The sequence below is a fragment of the Magnetospirillum fulvum genome, from assembly GCF_900108475.1.
In the GTDB taxonomy this organism is placed as follows: Bacteria; Pseudomonadota; Alphaproteobacteria; order Rhodospirillales; family Magnetospirillaceae; genus Phaeospirillum; species Phaeospirillum fulvum_A.
On the sequence record NZ_FNWO01000002.1, the window covers coordinates 262,583 to 281,631 of the forward strand.

The following is a 19,049-nucleotide window of genomic DNA, read 5'->3' on the forward strand; positions in this document are numbered from 1 at the left end:
AGCGGCGGGGCGGTTCCCTCTACCCCCGACCGATGCAGCGATACTCGAACCCGAGTTCGTGCATTTCGGTCGGCTCATAGACGTTGCGCAGATCGACGATCCGGGGCGCGGCGAGCAGCGTCTTGATCCGGTCGAGATCAATGGCGCGGAACTCGTTCCACTCGGTGACGATCACCAGGCATTCCGCCCCCGGCATGGTGGCGTAGGCATCGTCGCAATAGATCACCTGGGACGGCAGCAGCGCCTTCGCCTCGCCCATGCCCTCGGGATCGAAGGCGCGGACGGTCGCCCCGGCCTCGACCAGCCCGGCGACGATGTCGATCGCGGGCGAATCCCGCATATCGTCGGTGTTGGGCTTGAAGGTCAGGCCCAGCACGGCGATGGTCTTGCCCGAGACGGAGCCGCCGCAGGCGGCGACCACCCGCTCGGCCATGCTTTTCTTGCGCCGGTCATTGACCGCGATCACCTGCTCGATGATCGACAGCGGCGAGTTGAAATCGCGCGCGGTCTGGACCAGGGCCAGGGTGTCCTTGGGGAAGCACGACCCGCCATAGCCCGGACCGGGATGAAGGAACTTCTTGCCGATGCGGCCGTCCAGCCCGATCCCCCTGGCGACGTCGTGGACGTCGGCGCCGACCTTCTCGCACAGATCGGCGATTTCGTTGATGAACGAAATCTTGGTGGCGAGGAAGGTATTGCCCGCGTACTTGATCAGTTCCGAGGTGCGGCGCGAGGTGAAGACGATCGGGGTCTCGATCAGATAGAGCACCCGGTAAAGCTGCTTCATCACCTTGCGGGCGCGCTCGGATTCGGTGCCGATCACCACCCGGTCGGGGCGGAGGAAATCGTTGATCGCCGAGCCTTCGCGGAGGAATTCCGGGTTGGAGACGACGTCGAACTCGGCATCGGGGCGCCGCGCCCGGATGATCCGTTCGACCTCGTCGCCGGTGCCGACCGGGACCGTCGATTTGGTGACGATCACGGTATAGCCGTTCAGCGCGTCGGCGATTTCCTCGGCGGCGGCATAGACGTAGGACAGATCGGCGTGACCGTCGCCACGGCGGGAGGGCGTGCCGACGGCGATGAACACCGCGTCGGCCTCGGCCACCGCCGTCTTCAGATCGGTGGTGAAGGACAGCCGATCCGCCTCGACATTGGCGGCGACCAGTTCGTCCAGCCCCGGCTCGTAGATCGGCATCACGTTCTGGCGCAACAGGTCGATCTTGCGCGCGTCCTTATCGACGCAGACGACCTGAATGCCGAACTCGGAGAAGCAGGTACCCGACACAAGCCCGACATAGCCGGTGCCGATCATGGCGATACGCATGACGCGAAGGCTCCCTGGGGTCAGAACTGGAACGGACGCAGCACCGAACGGACCGCTTCGCTGATGTCCGGGCGGTCGAGCGCGAAGGCGACGTTGGCTTCGAGCCAACCGACCTTGTCGCCGCAATCGTAGCGGTTGCCTTCGAAGCGCAGCCCGTGGAAGGGAACGGTTCCGATCGTCTGGCTGATCGCGTCGGTCAACTGGATTTCGCCGCCAGCCCCCTTTTCCTTGCGGTCGAGTACCTCGAACACGATCGGATGCAGGATATAGCGGCCGATGATCGACAGGGTCGACGGAGCCAGTTCGGGATCGGGCTTTTCGACCAGACCGCGCGCCTTGGCGATGCGGCCGTTATCGGTCTCGACGTCGAGAATGCCATAGCGCTTGGTGTGTTCGCGCGGAACATCGGACACGGCGACGACATGGCCGCCGACTTCGGTGTGAACCGCGACCATCTGGCGCAGGCAGGGCGTCTTCGACAAGATCAGATCGTCGGGCAGCAGAACCGCGAACGGTTCGTCCTCGACCAGATCGCGGGCGCACCACACCGCATGGCCGAGACCCAGCGGCTCGCTCTGGCGGGTATAGGAAATCTGACCGGATTTCGGCATCCAACTGGTGACCGCCTCGACCAGATCGAACTTGCCGCGCTCCTTCAAGGTGCGCTCCAGCTCGGGGGCGTGGTCGAAATGATCCTCCAGCGCGTTCTTGCCGCGCCCGGTGACGAAGATGAAGTGTTCGCAGCCAGCGGCGGCGGCTTCTTCGACCGCGTATTGAATCAGCGGCTTGTCGACCACGGGCAGCATTTCCTTGGGCATCGCCTTAGTGGCGGGCAGGAAGCGGGTGCCCATGCCGCCAACGGGAAATACGGCCTTGCGCACATGACGAGCCATCAAAACCACTCCTTCGCGCCGGAATTGCCTGCCGGCCAGCGGGCGCGAGCCGCCGGTCCCAGCCGCGCAGTTGTGCCATGGTCGGTGGTCCGACGCAATCGCGGGCTGAACCGAAGCGCTCTGCGCCGGAAGCAGGGCCGCAGGTTTGCTGCGACCCTTATCCCGCCATAATCGTTTTCTGGGGGGGCGGGTGACGGTCTTGGCGCAAGGGACGCGTCCGCAGCGCGTTGAGCAAGATGCCGAGCGTAGTGCCGTTATGGAGGATCGCGGTCGAGACCGGCGACAGCATCCCCAGCGCCGCCGCCGACAAGATGCCGGTATTGAGGCCGACGGTCAGGCGGTAATTGGTGGCGATCAGGTCCATCGCGGCGTTGGCGGCGGCCTTGGCGTCGGCGACGCATTCGATATCGTCTTCGAGCAGGGCGACGTCGGCGGTCAGCCGGGCGATGTCGGCTCCCTTCATCATCGCGATGCCGACATGAGCCCCGGCCAAAGCGGGGGCATCGTTGATGCCGTCGCCGACAAAGGCGATCCGGGCTCCCTGGGCCGACAGCGTTTCGATGATGCTGGCCTTGTCCTCGGGCATCAACTCGGCATGGCACTCGTCCAGGCCCAATTCCTCGGCCAGTTCGGCGGCCCGGTCGCGATGATCGCCGGTCAGCAGCAAGATGCGGCGGACCCCCAAGTCGCGCAGGCGGCGCAGCGTCGCGGCGGTGGTGGGGCGAAGCGAATCCTTGAGCGCGATGACGCCGAGCAGCCGTCCGCCAAAGCCGATGAACAGCAGGGTCTTGCCCTCGCGGTACAGCCGGTCGATCAACTCGGCCTGTGGGGCGATGTCGATCCCTTCGTCTTCCTGGACGAAATGGCGCGAGCCGACGACGATCCGCTGGCCGTCGATGACACTGGCGACGCCGTGGGCGACGATGAATTGCACTTCCTGATGATCGAAATGGCGATGATGCCCGGTGGCGCGGGCGGCGGTAACCACCGCCATCGCCAGCGGGTGGAAGTAATGTTCCTCGACCGAGGCTGCAAGGCAGATCAGGTCGTCGGGGGTGAAGGTCGGATCGAAGGCGATCGCGTCGGTCACCTGCAACAGGCCGGTGGTCAAGGTGCCGGTCTTGTCGAACACGAAGGTGTCGGCCTGGGCGAGGCGTTCCAGCGCGGTGGCGCCCTTGACCAGGATGCCCGCCCGCGCCGCGCCGTACATCGCCGATTTGAAGGCGACCGGGGTGGCCAGCTTCAGGGCGCAGGAATAATCGGCCTGGAGCACGGCGGCGGCGCGGCGCCAGTCGCCCGAGACGGCGAAGGCTCCTCCGGCCAGTTTCAGCACCAGCGGCACCAGACGGTCGGCCAGCCGCGACGCCTCCAACTGCGCTTCGCTCTTGGCCACCAGCGATTGCTCGACGTAATCGGCGATGCGGGCGGCGGCGGTGCGGCGGCCGACCTGCTCGGCATAGATCGACAACCGGCCCTCTTCGACCAGCGTTCCCGACAGCACCAGCGATCCCCGGCTTTTTTCGACCGAGACGCTTTCGCCGGTCATCGCCGCCTCGTTGACGGTGGCCTCACCCGCCAGAACGGTGCCATCGACCGGGATCACCGTGCCGGTGCCGACGATCACGGTGTCGCCGACGGCGACCTCGGCGGCGGGGATCAGCACTTCCTCGTCGCCCCGCATCACCCAGATTTCGGTGCAGGCCGGGCGGAGCAGATGCTTGAGCAAATCGTCGGAGCGGCGCGCGACCGAATGTTCGAGATGTTCGCCCAGCGCCAGCAAGAAGGTGGTGGTGTTGGCGGCGGTGTAATCGGCCCGCGCCAGCGAGATCGAGACCGCCATCGCTTCAAGCCCGTGCGAGGTCACCCCGTTCTCGGCGTAATCGTGAAAGGCGTGGCGCAGCAGCGGTATGGCGGTGGCCAGGGCCACCGGCAGCCGTAGCGGCAGCGGCAGCAGCGGGGTCATCAACAGGGTCGCCAGACTGCTGCCCAGACCGGACGAGGTGGGCGGCGCGAGGGGCGCGGCCCCTTTGACCTGGACCGAAGGAAGCAAGGCGGCGACCTGAGTCCGCAACTGATCGGCATCGGTCTCGGCGGGGTCGTAGGTCAGGATCAGCGCGCGCACCTTGGGATTGATCCGCGCGGCGGTGACGCCGTCCAGCGTCGCGGCGGCCCGCTGCAACGGCTGGGCAGCGACCGGGCCGTCCGAACAACGATAGCGCAGCCGCACCCGCCCGGGGACGCGGTGGATCACCTCCACCGCGCCGATGTCTCCGCCGACGGCCCGATTCATGCAGCGCCGCTTTGTTCGGCCTGCAACTCGGCCTGAATGTCGGCGACCTGCTCCTTGACTTCCTCCAGTCCGCCGACCAGACCGGCATAGAGCTTGACCCCGGATTTGATCAGCTTGCCGCGCAAGTCCTCGTCGCTGAGGATATAGGCGGCGGCGGCTCCGATCGCGGCCCCCAGCAGGAACTGTTCGGTCCGTCCCGACGGCAGCATCCGGGCCAGACCGGCGAACACGCCGCCATTGCCGGCCGGGACATATCCCATCGGGACGCCGCGCTTGCCGTATTTGTTTTTCTTAGATTTTTTCTTCTTCTTGGCCAAGGTCGGCCTCCTCGTTCGATCGGTGGGTCAGCAGGTATTCCGCCGCCAGCACGCCGCCCGCACCTAACGCGGCTGCGGTTGCAACGGTGGCATAATCGCGGCGGCGCAGCGCCTCGGCGAGCAGGGTCGCGGCCGACAGCGCCGCGCCGCCTTGAAGGGCGTGTCGCAGGATCTTGCGGGGGTTGGGCCGGGACCGAACCGGCTCCAGCCGGTCCTGAAACAGGCTCAACAATCCGGTGGCGACGAAGCCGCGCGCGAAGGCGACCGCCGCCTCGGCCTCGGCCTGACGCTTCGCCTTGCCCTTGGCCCGTTTCACGGCGCGGTTCCGCTTTCGGGCGGCTCGGCGGCGGCCGGAGCGGCCGGGGCCAGCTTGCCGCGCAGGTTGGCCGAGGATTTCTCGATCGCGGCGAGACTGGAGACGGTGGCGTCGCGCAGGCCGCTCTTGGCCTGATCGAGGCCGTGACGGGTCTTGTGCCCCAGCGCGGACAGGGTCTCTTCGCCCTTGCCGCTGTGTTTGAGGGCGCGGACGCCAATAATTCCGGTCACCAGACCGGTGGCGAAAAGCAGAACGGGATGCATGTCCGGAGGTCCTTTCGGGCTAAGAGTCACGCGGAGAGGCGGCTGGATCCGGCCAGCCGGTGGGTCAGCGCCAGGGCCTCGTCCGAGCGGGTGCCCGCGATCAGATCGGTCCAGGCGGTCGGTGCGATTTGCGCCGGGTCGTATTCGACGAGGCAGGAGCGCGCCAGCAGGTTCAGCGAGACGGAGCGGATGCCGGGCGCGGTCGAGGCGGCGGAAACGAAACGCTTTACCTCGGCCAGGGCGTCGCGCAGGCCGGTTTCGACTTCCGATGCCAGTTTCAGCCGGATCCGGCCGGGGATGTGATGGGCGACCCGCAGCCAGATGGCATGGCGGGCGATCTCCCACGAATCATCGGTCGGTTCGGCGGCGCAGGAGGCGGGAGAGGACATCCGGGACTACCTCAGCATCTTCTGACGGTTATAGGCAAGGTGGACCAGCAGCAGGGCCAGATTGACCCCACCGGCGGCGGCGTGCAGACGCTTGCTGAACCCCAGACTGGCCAGCATCACGGCGGTGGAGGCCAGCAGCCCGATTTTGGAGATTTTGTTGGCCTCGCGCGTCGCCAGGCTGTCGATGAGCCCATCGCTCGACCAGGCGGCGCGGGGGGCGGCGGCGGTCTTCGCTGTCTTGGGGGCAATGGCAAAGCGGGCGGTGACCTGGGCCTCGATCTCGGACGGGGCCAGTTCGGCCGGATCGTAGCGCAGCAGCAGACTGCCGCCGCGCGGGTTGCCCTCGACCGAGCGGACCTTGTCCCATCCGGCCAGTTCGGCCCGGAGCGCCTCGTTCCGGCTCGGCAGGCGCCATGCCGGGTCGTGCAGTCTCAAGCGTCCGGGAAGGGCTGAGGCAATCGCTGCCATGTCATTGCAATCCTTCTGTCAGAGTCGGCGATAATAAATCGCAGACGCATTCGCACCGAGACGATAGCGGCGGGGCAAAGGGGGGTCAACCCCGTCCGTGACGTTTGAGCGTCATATTGCAGCCGTATGACAAATCGCAATGAGCGCTAGGTAGTGACTGGGTTGGTGCCGTTCAACCCCAGACCGAGACGGACCGCAGACCATCTTTCCCGCGCTGAGAGTGTCGCCGTTGTCCCGCTCGTGCGTCTTCACAAAATCGGTCGGATGCGCTATGGTAAAGTTTGGTCGATTTAGTGTGGCGTATCATGTCTCCCGTTCGGACTCTTCTTGCTTTGGCGTTTCTCACGGTGGCCTTGCCTGCCATCGCGCTGGAGAACGGCAACCGTCTTGTCCCGGGGGGAGCCCCCGCCGTCCGCAGTCCGGATCCTTTCCGCAGCACCTTGGCCGAAACCCGTCTTCCCCTGCACAGTTCCGGCGGCTATTCGGTTGGCCTTGTCGCCGAACCGCCGCGTCCGGCCGGGGCGCTGCCTTTCTCCGGCGGGCGGGGATCGCTGGCGGTCGGCGGCTATGTCGCCTATAGCCTGGGCGGCGAGACCAGCCTGTCCTCGTCGTTACGCAGCGACGGGGCCTTGGCCGTCGCCGACATCTCCGCCGCTTATAGCGGCGGGATGATCGGCTCCGACGCCACGGCTGCGGTCAGCCTTGGCGCGCGTTGGCGCAATCAGCTCTCGGGCGGGTTCAGCCCCAATCCGGCCCAATCGCTGGGGTTGGCGACGATGACTCCGCCCGCGTCGCGGACGTCGGACCTCAACCTCAGCCTCAGTCTGCGCCATCAGGTCACCCCGACCTTCAGCCTGGGGGGCGTCGCCGAGGCTTTCAGCCCGACCGGCAGCGAAACCGGGGCCTATCCCGGTGTGATGTTCGGCGCGGGCATGGGCTATCGCTTCTAGAGTCGCTCGGGCTTGTCGCGCATTCCTCTGCGACTTCGTTTGAGGGGAATGCGCTTTTATGTGATCTGGTCGATCTGCGGATCGGTCAGACTGCCGGGAACGATGGTGACCGGCACCCGCAGCCGTCCGACATAGCGCCCGGTCAGGGCGGTCACCAGCGGCCCCGGTCCGCTGGTGCCGGGGTCGGCGGCCAGCACCAATTGCGAGATCGACGGTTCGTCGGCGATCAGGCGGATCACCTCGTCGCGGGGGTCGCCCTCGCGGACATAGAGGGCGGGAATGTCGCCCGACAGCGCCTCGATCTCGGCGGCAAGCCGGGTCAGCAGCATTTCCGCCTCGGCGCGGGCCTCGTCGCGCATCAGTGCGCCGATCGCGGCGAATTGCTGGAACTCCGCCGGTTCGATCACCCGCAACAGCGCCACCCGCCCGCCGGTCGCACGGGCACGACGGCTGGCATAGCGCAAAGCGGCGACCTGTTCCGGCGTGTCATCGACGACGACCAGGAAGACACGGCGATTCGACATTCGATCCCCCCTTCGAAGACTTATCCCTTGCGGAAGATCCAGGCGGCCAGCCATCCGGCACAGGCGGCCAGCACCACGGCGGCCAGACCGTACAGACCGGACTGGCGATAGGCGAAATCGTGAATCGAGGCCCCCAGCCCGACCCGATCGACCGCCAGCGGCGTTTCCTGAGTTCCGATCAGCCGTCCCTGGCCGATCAGATGGATTTCGACCTTGTAGATCCCCACCGGCACCGTGGCGGGGACGTGGATTTCGGTGCGGAACAGCCGCCGTCCCGGCCGCGACACCAACCCGACGGTTTCGTCATATTGGCCGCGCGCCTGCATCAGCCGCATCAGCGCGGCGCGATAGGCGGCGGCATCGGCCCCTTTGTCCTCGACCTCGATCGCGATGGCGCGCTGGTCCAGCCCGATCCCCAGCCGCCGCAGCAGGGCGGGCGCGGCGACCTGTTCCAGCGGACGGGTCGAGGCGACGCGGTAGAATGCGGGGGCTCCCTCGATCCGGGCCGAGCCGGTATTGAGCCACAGACCGGCGACGCTATCCTTGCGCCGGATCGTCTCGGCGATGTAAGGCCCGCTCACCACCACGACGATATCGGCGGGTGCGGGACCGCGTCCGGGCTCGGCGGTGCCGAACAGCAACAGGTCGGTCCCGGCGAAGCCGGTGGTGATCTCGACCAGATGGCGCGACAGATCGACCGCCAGCGGCTCCTCGGCCGCCCGCGCCGTCAGCGGGACCGCCAGTAGCAGCGCCAGCCCGGCCAGCAGCACGCCCAGCGCGATTCGGAGGCGGGGGCGTCTCACCGCAGGCTCCCGACCGTCGCCGCCAGCGAGAACGGCTCGGTCGGCGGCAGCAGCAGATCGACCAGCAGCTTGACCGCGACCGCCAGCACCAGCAGCCCCAGCAGGGCGCGCAGGTGCTCGCCCTTGAGGCGGGCGCCGACCCGCACCCCGAACTGCGCTCCGACCGACCCTCCCAGCACCAGCACCAGCGCCAGCACCACATCGACGGTGTGGTTGACGGTGGCATGGAGGAAGGTGGCGTTGGCGGTGACGAAGACGATCTGGAACAGCGAGGTGCCCATCACCACCGCGGTCGGCATCCCCAGCAGATAGATCATCGCGGGCACCAGCACGAAGCCGCCGCCGACTCCCATCACCGCCGAGATGATGCCGACGGCGACACCGACCAAAGCGGGCAGCAGGGCGCTGATGTAAAGCTGCGAGCGGCGGAAGCGGACCTTCAGCGGCAGCCGGTCGATCCAGCCCCGGGCGTGGGGGCGGGCCATCGGCTGGGCCTCGGCTCCAGCGCGGCGGCGCAGCAGGGCGCGGATGCTTTCCGCCACCATCAGGCCGCCGATACTGCCCAGCAGGACGACATAGCTGGCCGAGATCACCAGATCAATGTGGCCGAGGCGGCGCAGCCAGTGGAACAGCATCACCCCCAACCCCGACCCGACCAGACCGCCCAGGATCAGGATCAGTCCCATCCGCAGATCGACATTGCCGCGCCGCCATTGCGCCATGGCTCCCGAGACCGACGAGGCGACAATCTGGTTGCTGCCGGTGCCGACGGCAACGGCGGGGGGAACACCCAGAAAGATCAGCAGGGGGGTCAGCAGAAAGCCCCCCCCGGCTCCGAACAGACCGGACAGAAAGCCGATCCCAGAGCCGACCGCCAGGATGACGAAGACGTTGACCGACATCTCGGCGATGGGAAGATAGATCTGCATCCGCGCCCGTCTCTCGCTTGCCGCGGGATCTCTGGAACGATCCGGCAGAGAGGATCATTTCAGAGCGGTCTCGATCCCGCAAGGATCGGGTCGGCCCAGGCGGTGGCCGCTCCGATCCCCGGCCGCGCTTAAGGCTGCTGCGCCGCCCGGCTTTTCAGGGTCGCCAGAATACCCGTCGCGAGCTGGCGGGCCTGAAGCGTCGGATAGCCCTGAGCGATCAGGTGGTTCGGCAAGAACCCGGATTCCGGCCGCGCTCCCCACACCACCGACGGCTTGGGCCGGGCGGCGATGGCGAGATACTCGACCATCTTGACCCAATTCTCGGTCAGGTTGTTTTGCGCCAGTACGGCTTCGAAATCGCGGCCGATGTCGCGCATCACCACCGCGTTGGCGTAAAGCCGTCCCTTGTTGCGGTAAAACACCTTGGTGATCGAGAAATCGAGGGCCACCGAAAGGTCTTTTTCCATGTGGGAGTTAATTGCAGAGGTGGTGTCGTCCAGATCGCCGATCAGCGCGGTGACCACCAGGGCCAGGGCCTCGGGGCTGCGGTTATAGGTCGCGATGCCGGATGCGACCTTGGCGTTGTAGGCGTCAATCCCGCGCTGGGCATTGCGGTACTGCTTTTCCGACGAGGCGGTCGGCATCCACGATTTGCGGGTGTCGAACTTCCACACCGTGCCGGGATATTTCAACAGGCCGGCGGCGTGTTCAAGGTTGACCTCGCAGCCGTTCGGACCCCATCCCGCGCCGTTTTCCGCCGCCATCGCCCCGGTGATGTGAGCCAGCGCGGTGACCATCCCGATCTGGAAGGCGGGCATCGCCCGCAGCCAGCCACCAGGAATGAAGAACGGATCGTTGGCCCGCCACTTGTTGACCTCAAGCTCGCGGGTAATCAGTGCCGCCGTCACCTCCAGCGCGTGGGGCTGGCCCAGGCTGGAATGCGGCGGGGTAAATTGAAGATTGTCGTCAACCCGGCTGATGAACAGCATCGTCACCGGGAAGATCACAACCAGGGTCAGGAGCAAGGCCCCAACCCCGATCAACGGCCAGCGCCGACGCGGCATATCGCGTACCTGGGCACCGAGCACGGCGGCGCGGCGACCCAGGTTAACGATCAGGGCGGAGACGGTGGCCGGAACAGTCACGGGCGCAGGAATCCTACGATGTCATAGACGTCCTTCAGGATCGGCTCGGCGATGGCGTTGGCGCGCTCGGCGCCCCGGTGCAGCACCGCGTCGATATGCGAGGGGTCGGCCATCAGCCGCTTCATTTCGGCATTGATCGGCCCCAGCACCGAAACGGCGAGATCGGTCAGATCCTGCTTGAATTCCGAGAACGGCTTGCCCGCGAAACGCTCCAGCACGGCGGCCTTCTCCAGATCGGACAGGGCCGCGAAGATGCCGACCAGATTGTCGGCCTCGGGCCGCTCGGTCAATCCCTCGATCGTCTCGGGCAGGGGCAGCGGATCGGTCTTGGCCTTGCGGATTTTCAGGGCGATGGTGTCGGCATCGTCGGTCATGTTGATGCGCGAGTAATCGGACTCGTCCGATTTCGACATCTTCTTGGTGCCGTCGCGGAAGCTCATCACCCGCCGCGCCGCACCGAAAATCAGCGGTTCGGGCAGGGGGAAGAACTCGACGCCGTAATCGCTGTTGAACTTCTGCGCGGTGTCGCGGGCCAGTTCCAGGTGCTGCTTCTGATCCTCGCCGACCGGAACGTGGGTCGCCTTGTAGATCAGGATGTCGGCGCTCATCAGGTTGGGATAGGCATAAAGCCCGACCGAGGCGTTTTCCTTGTGCTTGCCCGCCTTGTCCTTGAACTGGGTCATCCGGTTCAGCCAGCCGATCCGGGCGACGCAATTGAACACCCAGGCCAGCTGAGCGTGCGCGGGGACCATCGACTGGTTGAACAGAATCTGCTTCTCGGCGTCGATCCCGGCGGCGATCATCCCGGCCGCGACCTCGCGGGTGTTGCGGATCAGGTCCTTGGGATCCTGCCACAGCGTGATCGCATGCATGTCGACCATGCAGAAGATGCATTCATACTGATGCTGGAGATGGACCCAGTTGCGGATCGCGCCCAGATAATTGCCGAGATGAAGGTTTCCGGTCGGCTGAACGCCGGAAAAAATGCGCTGCATGGCCCCTGTCACTCCGGGAGGATAACGAGGGTTTCACCTATACCCTGCCGCGTCGCGGCGTCAAGAACGCTGCCGCCTGATCATCCCCTTGATATCGGCCCGATTCGCTCCGCCGAACAGCAGAACCGCGACGGCATAGGCCAGACCGCCCGCCGCGATCGTCGCCGTCAGCGTCCCCAACGCCGCCAAACTCCCGCTCCCGGCCAGCGGAGCCAGCGCGGTGCGTCCGCCCCACAGCACCGCCGCCATCACCAGCACGGCGGCAAGAATACGCGGCGCGCGGCGCTTCAGCCGGGCATCCAGCACCAGGAAGCCCCGCCGCCACAGCACCCAGGCCAGCAGGGCGACATTGGCCCAGGCGGCCAGCGCGGTGGCCAGCGCCATCCCGACATGGGCCAGCGTGCCGACCAGGGACAGGTTGAGCGCGACGTTCAGCGCCATGCACAGCCCGGCGATCTTGACCGGGGTGGCGGTATCCTCGCGGGCGAAGAAGCCCGGCGCCAGCACCTTGACCAGGACATAGGCGGGCAGCCCTATGGCAAAGGCGACCAAGGCGGCGGCGGTAGCGGCGGTCTCGGCCGGGCCGAAACTGCCGCGCTCGAACAAGACCTGGACCACCGGATGGGCGATCACCATGAACGCCGCCGCGGCGGGCAGGGTCAGCAGCAGGCCCAATTCCATCGCCCGGTTCTGGCTGTCCTGGGCCTGGGCGTCCTCGCCGTCGCGCAATTGCCGCGACAGCAACGGCAGCAACGCGGTGCCGATCGCGATCCCGACCACGCCGAGCGGCAATTGGTTGATCCGGTCGGCGTAATTGAGATAGCTGACCGCGCCGTCGGCGACGGTCGAGGCGATCATCGTGTTGATCACCAGATTGATCTGATAGACCCCGGCTCCGACCGCACCCGGCACGATGCGGCGGAACAACAGCCGGACCTCGGGGGTCAGGCGCGGCATCGCCGGGCGTAACATCATCCCGACCCGGCGCAGCCCGACCACCAGCCAGAGGAACTGAACGATCCCGGCGGCAAAGGTGCCCCAGGCCATCGCGTGCCCGGCGGTGGGGGTATAGGGCATCAGCGCCCACAGCCCGGCCATCGAGGTCAAATTGAGCAGCACCGGGGTTCCGGCGGCGGCGGCAAAGCGGCCCAGCGCGTTCAGAACGCCAGCCTGAAGCGACACCAGCGAGATGAACAGCAGATAGGGGAAGCAGATGCGCGAGAAGGCGACCGCCATCTCCATCTTGTCCGGGGTGGCGTCAAAGCCGGGGGCCAGCCCGCGCATCGCCCACGGCATCGCCAGTTCCATCGCGATGACGAACAGGGTCAGCGTCAGCGCCAGCACGGCAAAGGCGCGTTCGGCGAACAGCCGGGCCTCGGCCTGTCCCTCGCAGGACAGCTTGCTCGTGAACAGGGGGATGAAGGCGGCGTTGAAGGCTCCCTCAGCGAACAGCGAGCGGAACAGGTTGGGAAAGCGGAAGGCGACGAAAAAGGCGTCGGCGATCGCGCCCGCTCCCAGATAGTGGGCGATCATCATCTCGCGCATCAGTCCGGTGATGCGGGATAACAGGGTCAGGCCACCAACCGTGGCGACGGAGCGCAGGAGAGACATGGACGTCTTTGTAACCGAGATGCGCCGTCGCCACCACCTCGCCCCGCGCGGCGTCGATGACGATTTTTTAAAAAAGATGCGACAGCGGCCTTGATTTTATTTTTCAGCGCGGGTATTCAGTCGCCCTCGCCTCGCGCCGTCCCCATCGTCTAGAGGCCTAGGACACCGCCCTTTCACGGCGGTAACAGGGGTTCGAATCCCCTTGGGGACGCCAATTCCGTTAAGGCGTTGATTTCAAAGAAAAATTCGGCACGTTGTTAAACAGCCCGTTGTCCACGATGTACAACGCGGGCATGACTGACGACGATATGCTCGACACCCTCTTCCTGTTCCAGCCGCGCGGCCTGGGCACCGGATGGTGCTTCCGCATGGTTACACCCGCCGCACTGGTCGGACGCCCCAATCGCCGTATCGGACGCCCCTAAGGTCGCGAAGTCCGCGAAGGGCTCCCGGATTAGCCGTAACGGCCTCATCCGACTGGTCGATGTCCTGGTCTGGGTCGCAGCCCTGGGTGGGGAGTCCGGTGTGACGCGGCACGTCACACCGGCCAATTCCAGCGGCAATCCCCTTGGCGGACATGCCGAAGTCCGCCATCAGACCCGGGGAACAGACTCACCCTCGGCGACGACAGAAGATACCTGAAGCGCCGCGTTGAGCTCTGGGGCACCGAGAGCCGACGCTCCAGCCTGAGCCGCGTTCGCCGCCAAGGTTGAGTTGCCATAGATTCGTTCCGCATTGGCTGCGTTCGAAAGATTTGTCACCACAGCCTGATTGGTGGCGAACGCTTTCAGGCGCGCGGCCAGGGCTTCGGCTTCGTCCGGTGCTCCAGCCATCGCGACGATGTGACGCGGGGCATCTTTGCCGAAGGCGACGGTATGGAGCTGAGCGGACCAAAGGCGGAAGGTCATGCTTTCGACCTGCACCACCGAGCTCGTGGAACGCAGGGTCCCGCTGATCACGTTCCCTTGATCGACTCGACCGGAAACGTAGATGCCGGACAGTTCGAGCCAGTGAACGAGGGATTTGAAGTCGAACCGAAGCAGAAGGTGCCGGGCGGCTTCCAACGCGAAACTGCCAAGAGCCCAGCAGAACAGAGCGTAAAGCGCGGCCGTTGATGGAAAACCCAGCTGATGCGCCAGCCCGGAGCCGATTTGGACGGATGCGACAGTCGCAGCGAGGACAAAAGCGACCCCCACTGCGTCGAGCGCGAGGATCAGGGCAGGAACTCCCGAAGGGTGGACCTGGGTGGCTTCTTCGCTCAGGCGAATCGGAAACGGTTGCGTTTCCTCCATGATCTCCCCTTTGAACGATCCGGTTTCGGCCGTGAGATCGATCACGGGGTCGATACGGATATAACGTCGGTTCGGGATTTTATCTGGCCATGATTCCTGCATCGCCCGCATGAACTCGCCGATTACCAGGGCGGGAGAGTTCGAAATATTCCAGGTGTCCTGGATCATCTTGGTTGCGGTGGGGGGTGGCGGAAGAAGTTGCCCAACGATGGCGAAGAAGAACAGGGCATGCGCGGCAAGCCCCAGTGAGAGAAGAATGAAGACGTGAGGGTAAGGATCGACGAAGAAAGGCTTGGGCAGAGTTGGTCCTAAAAACGAAAGGATAACGGGCCCCACGACGGAGAACGCGACAAGGAGGGTCATCCAGCGAACGGAGAGAAGAGACGGATTCGGTGCCGACAAAGCGGCGTCCGAAGGACGGACGAGAGTCCAGGCTCCGATGATGACGAAGGCAAGGCCGATCCAGTCGAGAAGTCCTTTGGAGGTCTGGCCCGGAGCGCCGAGCAACAGAGTTGCGCCCAACCCGATCAGAAGTACGAAGAGGGTAATCATGCCCTTGAATTGCCACTCCGCGAAACGGCGCAAGGGAAGCGGGGCATAGATGAGATTGGGGACAATGGAATGGAGGAGGGTTGAAATCGGCCCCACGGGTTCCGGATATTCGATCGCCTGCTGACGCATTGTCTCTTTGACGACTTTATCAGCTTCATAGCTGGTGCCAAAAGAATCGTCGGTGAGAACCGGGGCAAGTCCCACCGGCCGACCGCGTCCGAAATAAAATCTAAGCTGGCTCAGGCACGTGTAAAGGTAGCGGATCGACGCACCCAACATCACCACGGCAAGAGCCAGAGCGGCATACGGCCGCGCCCCGGTCTGGAGTTCACTTCGAAGATCGAAGAGAAGGACCATGGCACCGAGGAAAAGAGACGCGGACGCCGCCGCCAGGAAATAATTATGTGTCTTGAGGGGATTGGGGAGAGTCAGCCTTCCATCCCGCTGGCCGTATTCGAAGCTCATACCCCCTCCCCTGAAACGAAAAACACCGAACGATGAGTCGTCCGACTCACCTCAACCCCCGACGGGACCTGAGTGGAAGCACTGGCCCTTCGAACGGTTGCGGTCGATGATACGATGAATCGTCGCGTTCAGGGAGAAGGGAGGTGTTGGAAGCGAGCATCGGCGACCGTTTTGGTGCCGATCGGTTGCCTGCGCCTATGGGTCGGATGGGCCGACAGCGGAAGGTTCTCTGTTCAATGAGGAAAGGGGATAAGCGGACACCGCCAACGAGGGCGGCTTCGGCACAGTTATCCGTTGGCGGCGGTATCGCTACATTTCGAGCGTCACGGTGATTGCCTTCATGATCCGGTCGGTTTCGGCGAGAACCTTCAAGATACGCTGATAATGCTTCGCGTCACTGAAGCTAAGCGCTCGGCCCTTGCGGTCCACAAGCCACTTTTGCGCTGGCTGGTAACCACCAATGTAGAGATCCCAAGCAACGTCGGGAGCGTTGTCGAAGTACTGGGTCTTGTTGATCCAGACCTTGCCGTCCTTGAAGTTCGTTGTAGATACTACGTTGTCTCCGTCCCCAACAAAAGGGTATGGCGTCTGGCCTATCATCGAAGGGTCCATGAGGTGTAGCTTTCGCAACTGCGATCCAGCACTGGAAATTTCCCAAAATTCATCCGGGCTAGAAGGCCAAGGGATCTTCGGAAAATCGATCCGAAGGAATTCGTGAAAGCGATTTCTGAAATCCTGTGAGTGCAGAATGCCGTAAATAAAATCAAATACAGTCAATTCTTCTTGTCCACCAGACTTGCTTAGCTCCGGCACAATTCTTCTTAATTCTCGAATATATTTAGGCTTGATGTTCGACGCCCTATCGAAGCCAATTCCATTGCCGGCATTGACAATATATAGCGGGGCAATGTAATTAACCTCCTTTAGGCTCAGAGAGTGGTGCTGCATCAAGTTGGAAAAAACGAAGCAGTCGGAAAATGGTCGATCCTGCTCTATTGTTTTGTTAAAGCATAGGCCAATATTATCGTTTGATAGAAAATTGCTCAGAACCCTTTTTTGCGGGCTGGCATATAGGCCGCGCGAATTTCCTGTATAGCAGGTAATCCGTTCATCAAATGGCCTATAGCTCATAACTCGAAAGCAATTGGATTCGGCCGTCTTGGCGTCCCTAATCGCGTTAGGGAGCTTCCAATCTCGGGCATCATTTTCTTTCAATCCGAAATAGCGCCGGAGCTCATATTCACTTTGGCTTTTTAATCTTGATATCTTGTCTATGGCTTCATCCATTGAGAATGAAACATTTATTCCATCTCGTCCGGTCACCGCGCCAACTGAGTACTCAGAAAATATTTCCGTTAGGGGCGTTCCGTTCTCATATGCTTCCAACTCAGACTTACTGACTTCATAGAACATATAGTACGGTGCAAATGGCGCAATTTCTGTCCAAGTTGACGTGTCAATGCGCTTGGCGAATAGTTCTTCGTATTTTTTGCTGCGACGACCCCACAGGTCTTGGCGATATACCCGCGCCTGACCTGAATCTTCGCCTCGATTCCGGATAGCTATGATGATCGCTACGCCCTGTCGAATATCGAATACGTTTTGATCGTTAGTCCCGTCCGGGCATATCTCTTTTCGATTGGCATTGCCGTGCAAATCAAAAATAAAAATTTTGTCGAAGGTCTTTAAGAGATGGTTGCGCATGCCCCTAAAAGTGGGATTGCTCAAATAGCCGTGATTTGTAATGAGACCAAGAATGCCCTCTCCGTTCTTCTCGATAAGTGATTCTGATAATCTAATAAATTTAACATAGTCGTCATGAAGCCAGTGTTTTTTCTCGCCGAAATGCTGGCCATCAACGTACTTGTAACTCTCAATTTTTTCGGAAATCCATTCTCCCATATTTTGGGAAATACCCGAATACGGGGGGTTTCCCACAATGCACATGATCGGCATGTCGCGCTTGATCGTGTTTGCTCCTTTCGCCTCGCGGCTGAGCCATTGGGTAAAAGGTAGCGTCTGATTTGCCGGTTCGCCCTCTTCCAGCGAGTTAGTCAGAAAGACTGACAGCCGCGGTGGTGTCGATGTCGGCTGGTAGCCTAGCTCGGTCAGGATCATATCCAGCTTCATGTGACACATGGCATAGGACGCCATTAGAAGCTCGAACCCGTGAACGCGCGGGATCAGATCCTTCTCGATGTATTGTGACCACATTCCAGGCGCGACGTCTTTCACCTTTGGCGCAATCTGCTTGATGACCTCGGCGAGAAACGTGCCGGTGCCAGTTGCAGGGTCGAGAATTTGAACACGATGGACGTCTCGCTTTTCGATGACATTCGCGCCATCTTTTCTGAAATCGCCTTTTCTCGTCCGTGCACGCTGGCCGGTGTCCCAGTCGATTGTGACTTTGGATGTGTCAGCAAGGCCGTCGGGAAGCCCAAATTCCGTTTTGAGCGCCTCATCGACCGCTCGGACGATGAAGTTGACGACTGGTTCTGGCGTGTACCAGACGCCGCGCGCCTTTCGTTTCGATGGGTTATAGGCGGCAAGAAAGGTTTCGTAGAAGTGTAGAAATGGATCTTGTTGGCCTGTGAGTTTGCCGAAGCCCTCCATCAGCTTGGCGACATCGCAGGCTTGGAAGACCTGCGCCAGATCGTCGATGATCCATGCGATACGGCCGTCAAGATCATAGCCTGCGACGAAGGTGAATAGACTGCGCAGGAACGGGTTGGACTTCGGCAGGAGTTCCAGAGCCTCCTGTCGGCTGAACGTATCAAGCGTCGTATCGTGCAACCGCGCCGCGAACATGCCGTAAGCGATGGTTTCGGCATAAATGTCGGCGAAGTCTTCCAGCGTAATGTCGTGAATCAGGTTCTTTTTGAACGCTTCATACTGATCGGCCAGTTCAGTTCTCGGCGAGCTTTTGTCCTTCAAAGTGTTTTGCAGGACATCCTTGATAAGTTGCGCTTTGCCCGCCATACGCTCAGCCAGGTCACGCGGACTGGTGATTGTTTGCGGTTGTTGCGCAATGAAATTTTTTAGCAGATTTTCAAGTGTTTCGTATTTCTCGGGGATAGGCTGAATGCCCGTGAGCAAGTCAGCAATCGTCACGGAGGCGACCAATGCGCCGTCACGGTAGAAATCCCAATCCAGGCAATTCGTATAAATTAGGTTCGAAAGAGCCTTCCGGTAGCGATCCTGCTGCGCCTTGTTTGTATCTTTCATACCCCGCAGACTAACGCCAATATCCTTGGCTTCGACATGTCCAATAGCGATATCACCTTTCTGCACGATGAAATCCGGCGCACCACAAGCGACGCGCTTAGGCTCGTTGATGGCTGTCACGTCGTGTTCGAGCCCGTCAAGCAGCGTCTCAAGCGCTGAGCGATACGAGTGCTCGGTTGCGGCACGGGTCTGATAGACGCTTTGAACCTTTGTAATAAAATCTGAAATCCGGGACACTGACGCCTCCCCAACCTATCACTTTTTGATGTTATTGCATGGAAGGGAAGGGGCGGGA

The 19,049-nt window shown here is 62.7% G+C and carries 18 protein-coding genes and 1 tRNA gene; 3 read left to right on the forward strand and 16 right to left on the reverse strand.

The features are described 5' to 3' along the window. Nucleotides 1-19 precede the first annotated feature (19 nt). The 8 genes from BLW40_RS03470 to BLW40_RS03505 all read right to left on the reverse strand — a co-directional run bounded on the left by BLW40_RS03470 (nucleotide 20) and on the right by BLW40_RS03505 (nucleotide 6,263). Nucleotides 20-1,327, reverse strand: coding sequence for a UDP-glucose dehydrogenase family protein (locus BLW40_RS03470; protein WP_074765564.1), 1,308 nt, complete (start codon nucleotides 1,325-1,327; stop codon nucleotides 20-22). Between the two features lie 20 nt (nucleotides 1,328-1,347). Beyond that, complete coding sequence (gene galU / locus BLW40_RS03475; RefSeq protein WP_074765566.1) at nucleotides 1,348-2,220, reverse strand: UTP--glucose-1-phosphate uridylyltransferase GalU; 873 nt, start codon at nucleotides 2,218-2,220, stop codon at nucleotides 1,348-1,350. 157 nt (nucleotides 2,221-2,377) lie between these two features. Further along, on the reverse strand, nucleotides 2,378-4,510 hold the full coding sequence (locus BLW40_RS03480; protein ID WP_074765568.1) for a heavy metal translocating P-type ATPase: 2,133 nt from the start codon (nucleotides 4,508-4,510) through the stop codon (nucleotides 2,378-2,380). After that, nucleotides 4,507-4,827 carry a hypothetical protein gene (locus BLW40_RS03485; protein WP_083386600.1) on the reverse strand — a complete coding sequence of 107 codons (321 nt, stop codon included), beginning with the start codon at nucleotides 4,825-4,827 and terminating at the stop codon, nucleotides 4,507-4,509. The genes BLW40_RS03480 and BLW40_RS03485 overlap by 4 nt, the downstream gene beginning before the upstream one ends. Continuing rightward, nucleotides 4,802-5,143: a hypothetical protein gene (locus BLW40_RS03490; protein ID WP_074765571.1), complete on the reverse strand. Its 342-nt coding sequence runs from the start codon at nucleotides 5,141-5,143 to the stop codon at nucleotides 4,802-4,804. Before BLW40_RS03490 ends, BLW40_RS03485 begins: the two co-directional genes overlap by 26 nt. After that, entirely contained in the window at nucleotides 5,140-5,406 is a 267-nt protein-coding gene (locus BLW40_RS03495) for a hypothetical protein (protein ID WP_074765573.1), read from the reverse strand. The genes BLW40_RS03490 and BLW40_RS03495 overlap by 4 nt, the downstream gene beginning before the upstream one ends. 26 nt (nucleotides 5,407-5,432) lie before the next feature. Next, nucleotides 5,433-5,795, reverse strand: coding sequence for an HMA2 domain-containing protein (locus tag BLW40_RS03500; protein WP_211656706.1), 363 nt, complete (start codon nucleotides 5,793-5,795; stop codon nucleotides 5,433-5,435). A 6-nt stretch (nucleotides 5,796-5,801) separates the two neighbouring features. Further along, nucleotides 5,802-6,263: a hypothetical protein gene (locus BLW40_RS03505; protein WP_139305473.1), complete on the reverse strand. Its 462-nt coding sequence runs from the start codon at nucleotides 6,261-6,263 to the stop codon at nucleotides 5,802-5,804. A gap of 305 nt (nucleotides 6,264-6,568) precedes the next feature. Between BLW40_RS03505 and BLW40_RS03510 the strand changes: the two genes are divergently transcribed. After that, nucleotides 6,569-7,213 carry a hypothetical protein gene (locus BLW40_RS03510; protein ID WP_074765576.1) on the forward strand — a complete coding sequence of 215 codons (645 nt, stop codon included), beginning with the start codon at nucleotides 6,569-6,571 and terminating at the stop codon, nucleotides 7,211-7,213. Nucleotides 7,214-7,269: 56 nt separating this feature from the next. Here BLW40_RS03510 and BLW40_RS03515 read toward each other — a convergent pair whose 3' ends face one another. The 6 genes from BLW40_RS03515 to murJ form a co-directional block, all read right to left on the reverse strand. Then, complete coding sequence (locus tag BLW40_RS03515; protein WP_074765578.1) at nucleotides 7,270-7,737, reverse strand: universal stress protein; 468 nt, start codon at nucleotides 7,735-7,737, stop codon at nucleotides 7,270-7,272. A 20-nt stretch (nucleotides 7,738-7,757) separates the two neighbouring features. Continuing rightward, nucleotides 7,758-8,540, reverse strand: a complete 783-nt coding sequence (locus tag BLW40_RS03520) for a TIGR02186 family protein (protein ID WP_074765581.1) — start codon at nucleotides 8,538-8,540, stop codon at nucleotides 7,758-7,760. Next, entirely contained in the window at nucleotides 8,537-9,469 is a 933-nt protein-coding gene (locus BLW40_RS03525; RefSeq protein WP_074765583.1) for a sulfite exporter TauE/SafE family protein, read from the reverse strand. The genes BLW40_RS03520 and BLW40_RS03525 overlap by 4 nt, the downstream gene beginning before the upstream one ends. Nucleotides 9,470-9,597: 128 nt before the next feature. After that, a complete protein-coding gene (locus BLW40_RS03530) occupies nucleotides 9,598-10,614 on the reverse strand; it encodes a DUF2333 domain-containing protein (RefSeq protein ID WP_083386601.1) in 1,017 nt (338 codons plus the stop codon). Continuing rightward, nucleotides 10,611-11,609, reverse strand: coding sequence for a tryptophan--tRNA ligase (gene trpS, locus BLW40_RS03535; RefSeq protein WP_074765585.1), 999 nt, complete (start codon nucleotides 11,607-11,609; stop codon nucleotides 10,611-10,613). The genes BLW40_RS03530 and trpS overlap by 4 nt, the downstream gene beginning before the upstream one ends. A gap of 60 nt (nucleotides 11,610-11,669) precedes the next feature. Further along, nucleotides 11,670-13,220 carry a murein biosynthesis integral membrane protein MurJ gene (gene murJ, locus BLW40_RS03540; RefSeq protein WP_074765587.1) on the reverse strand — a complete coding sequence of 517 codons (1,551 nt, stop codon included), beginning with the start codon at nucleotides 13,218-13,220 and terminating at the stop codon, nucleotides 11,670-11,672. 138 nt (nucleotides 13,221-13,358) lie between these two features. On the opposite strand from murJ, the gene BLW40_RS03545 reads away from it, so the two are divergent. Together BLW40_RS03545 and BLW40_RS18045 are read left to right on the forward strand one after the other, a co-directional pair. Beyond that, nucleotides 13,359-13,434, forward strand: a tRNA-Glu gene (locus BLW40_RS03545). 79 nt (nucleotides 13,435-13,513) lie between these two features. Then, nucleotides 13,514-13,645, forward strand: coding sequence for a hypothetical protein (locus tag BLW40_RS18045; protein WP_280139890.1), 132 nt, complete (start codon nucleotides 13,514-13,516; stop codon nucleotides 13,643-13,645). A 168-nt stretch (nucleotides 13,646-13,813) separates the two neighbouring features. Here BLW40_RS18045 and BLW40_RS03550 read toward each other — a convergent pair whose 3' ends face one another. Both BLW40_RS03550 and BLW40_RS03555 read right to left on the reverse strand, forming a co-directional pair. After that, complete coding sequence (locus BLW40_RS03550; RefSeq protein WP_074765589.1) at nucleotides 13,814-15,529, reverse strand: hypothetical protein; 1,716 nt, start codon at nucleotides 15,527-15,529, stop codon at nucleotides 13,814-13,816. A gap of 309 nt (nucleotides 15,530-15,838) precedes the next feature. Beyond that, entirely contained in the window at nucleotides 15,839-18,991 is a 3,153-nt protein-coding gene (locus BLW40_RS03555) for a type ISP restriction/modification enzyme (protein WP_074765591.1), read from the reverse strand. Between the last annotated feature and the right edge of the window lie 58 nt (nucleotides 18,992-19,049).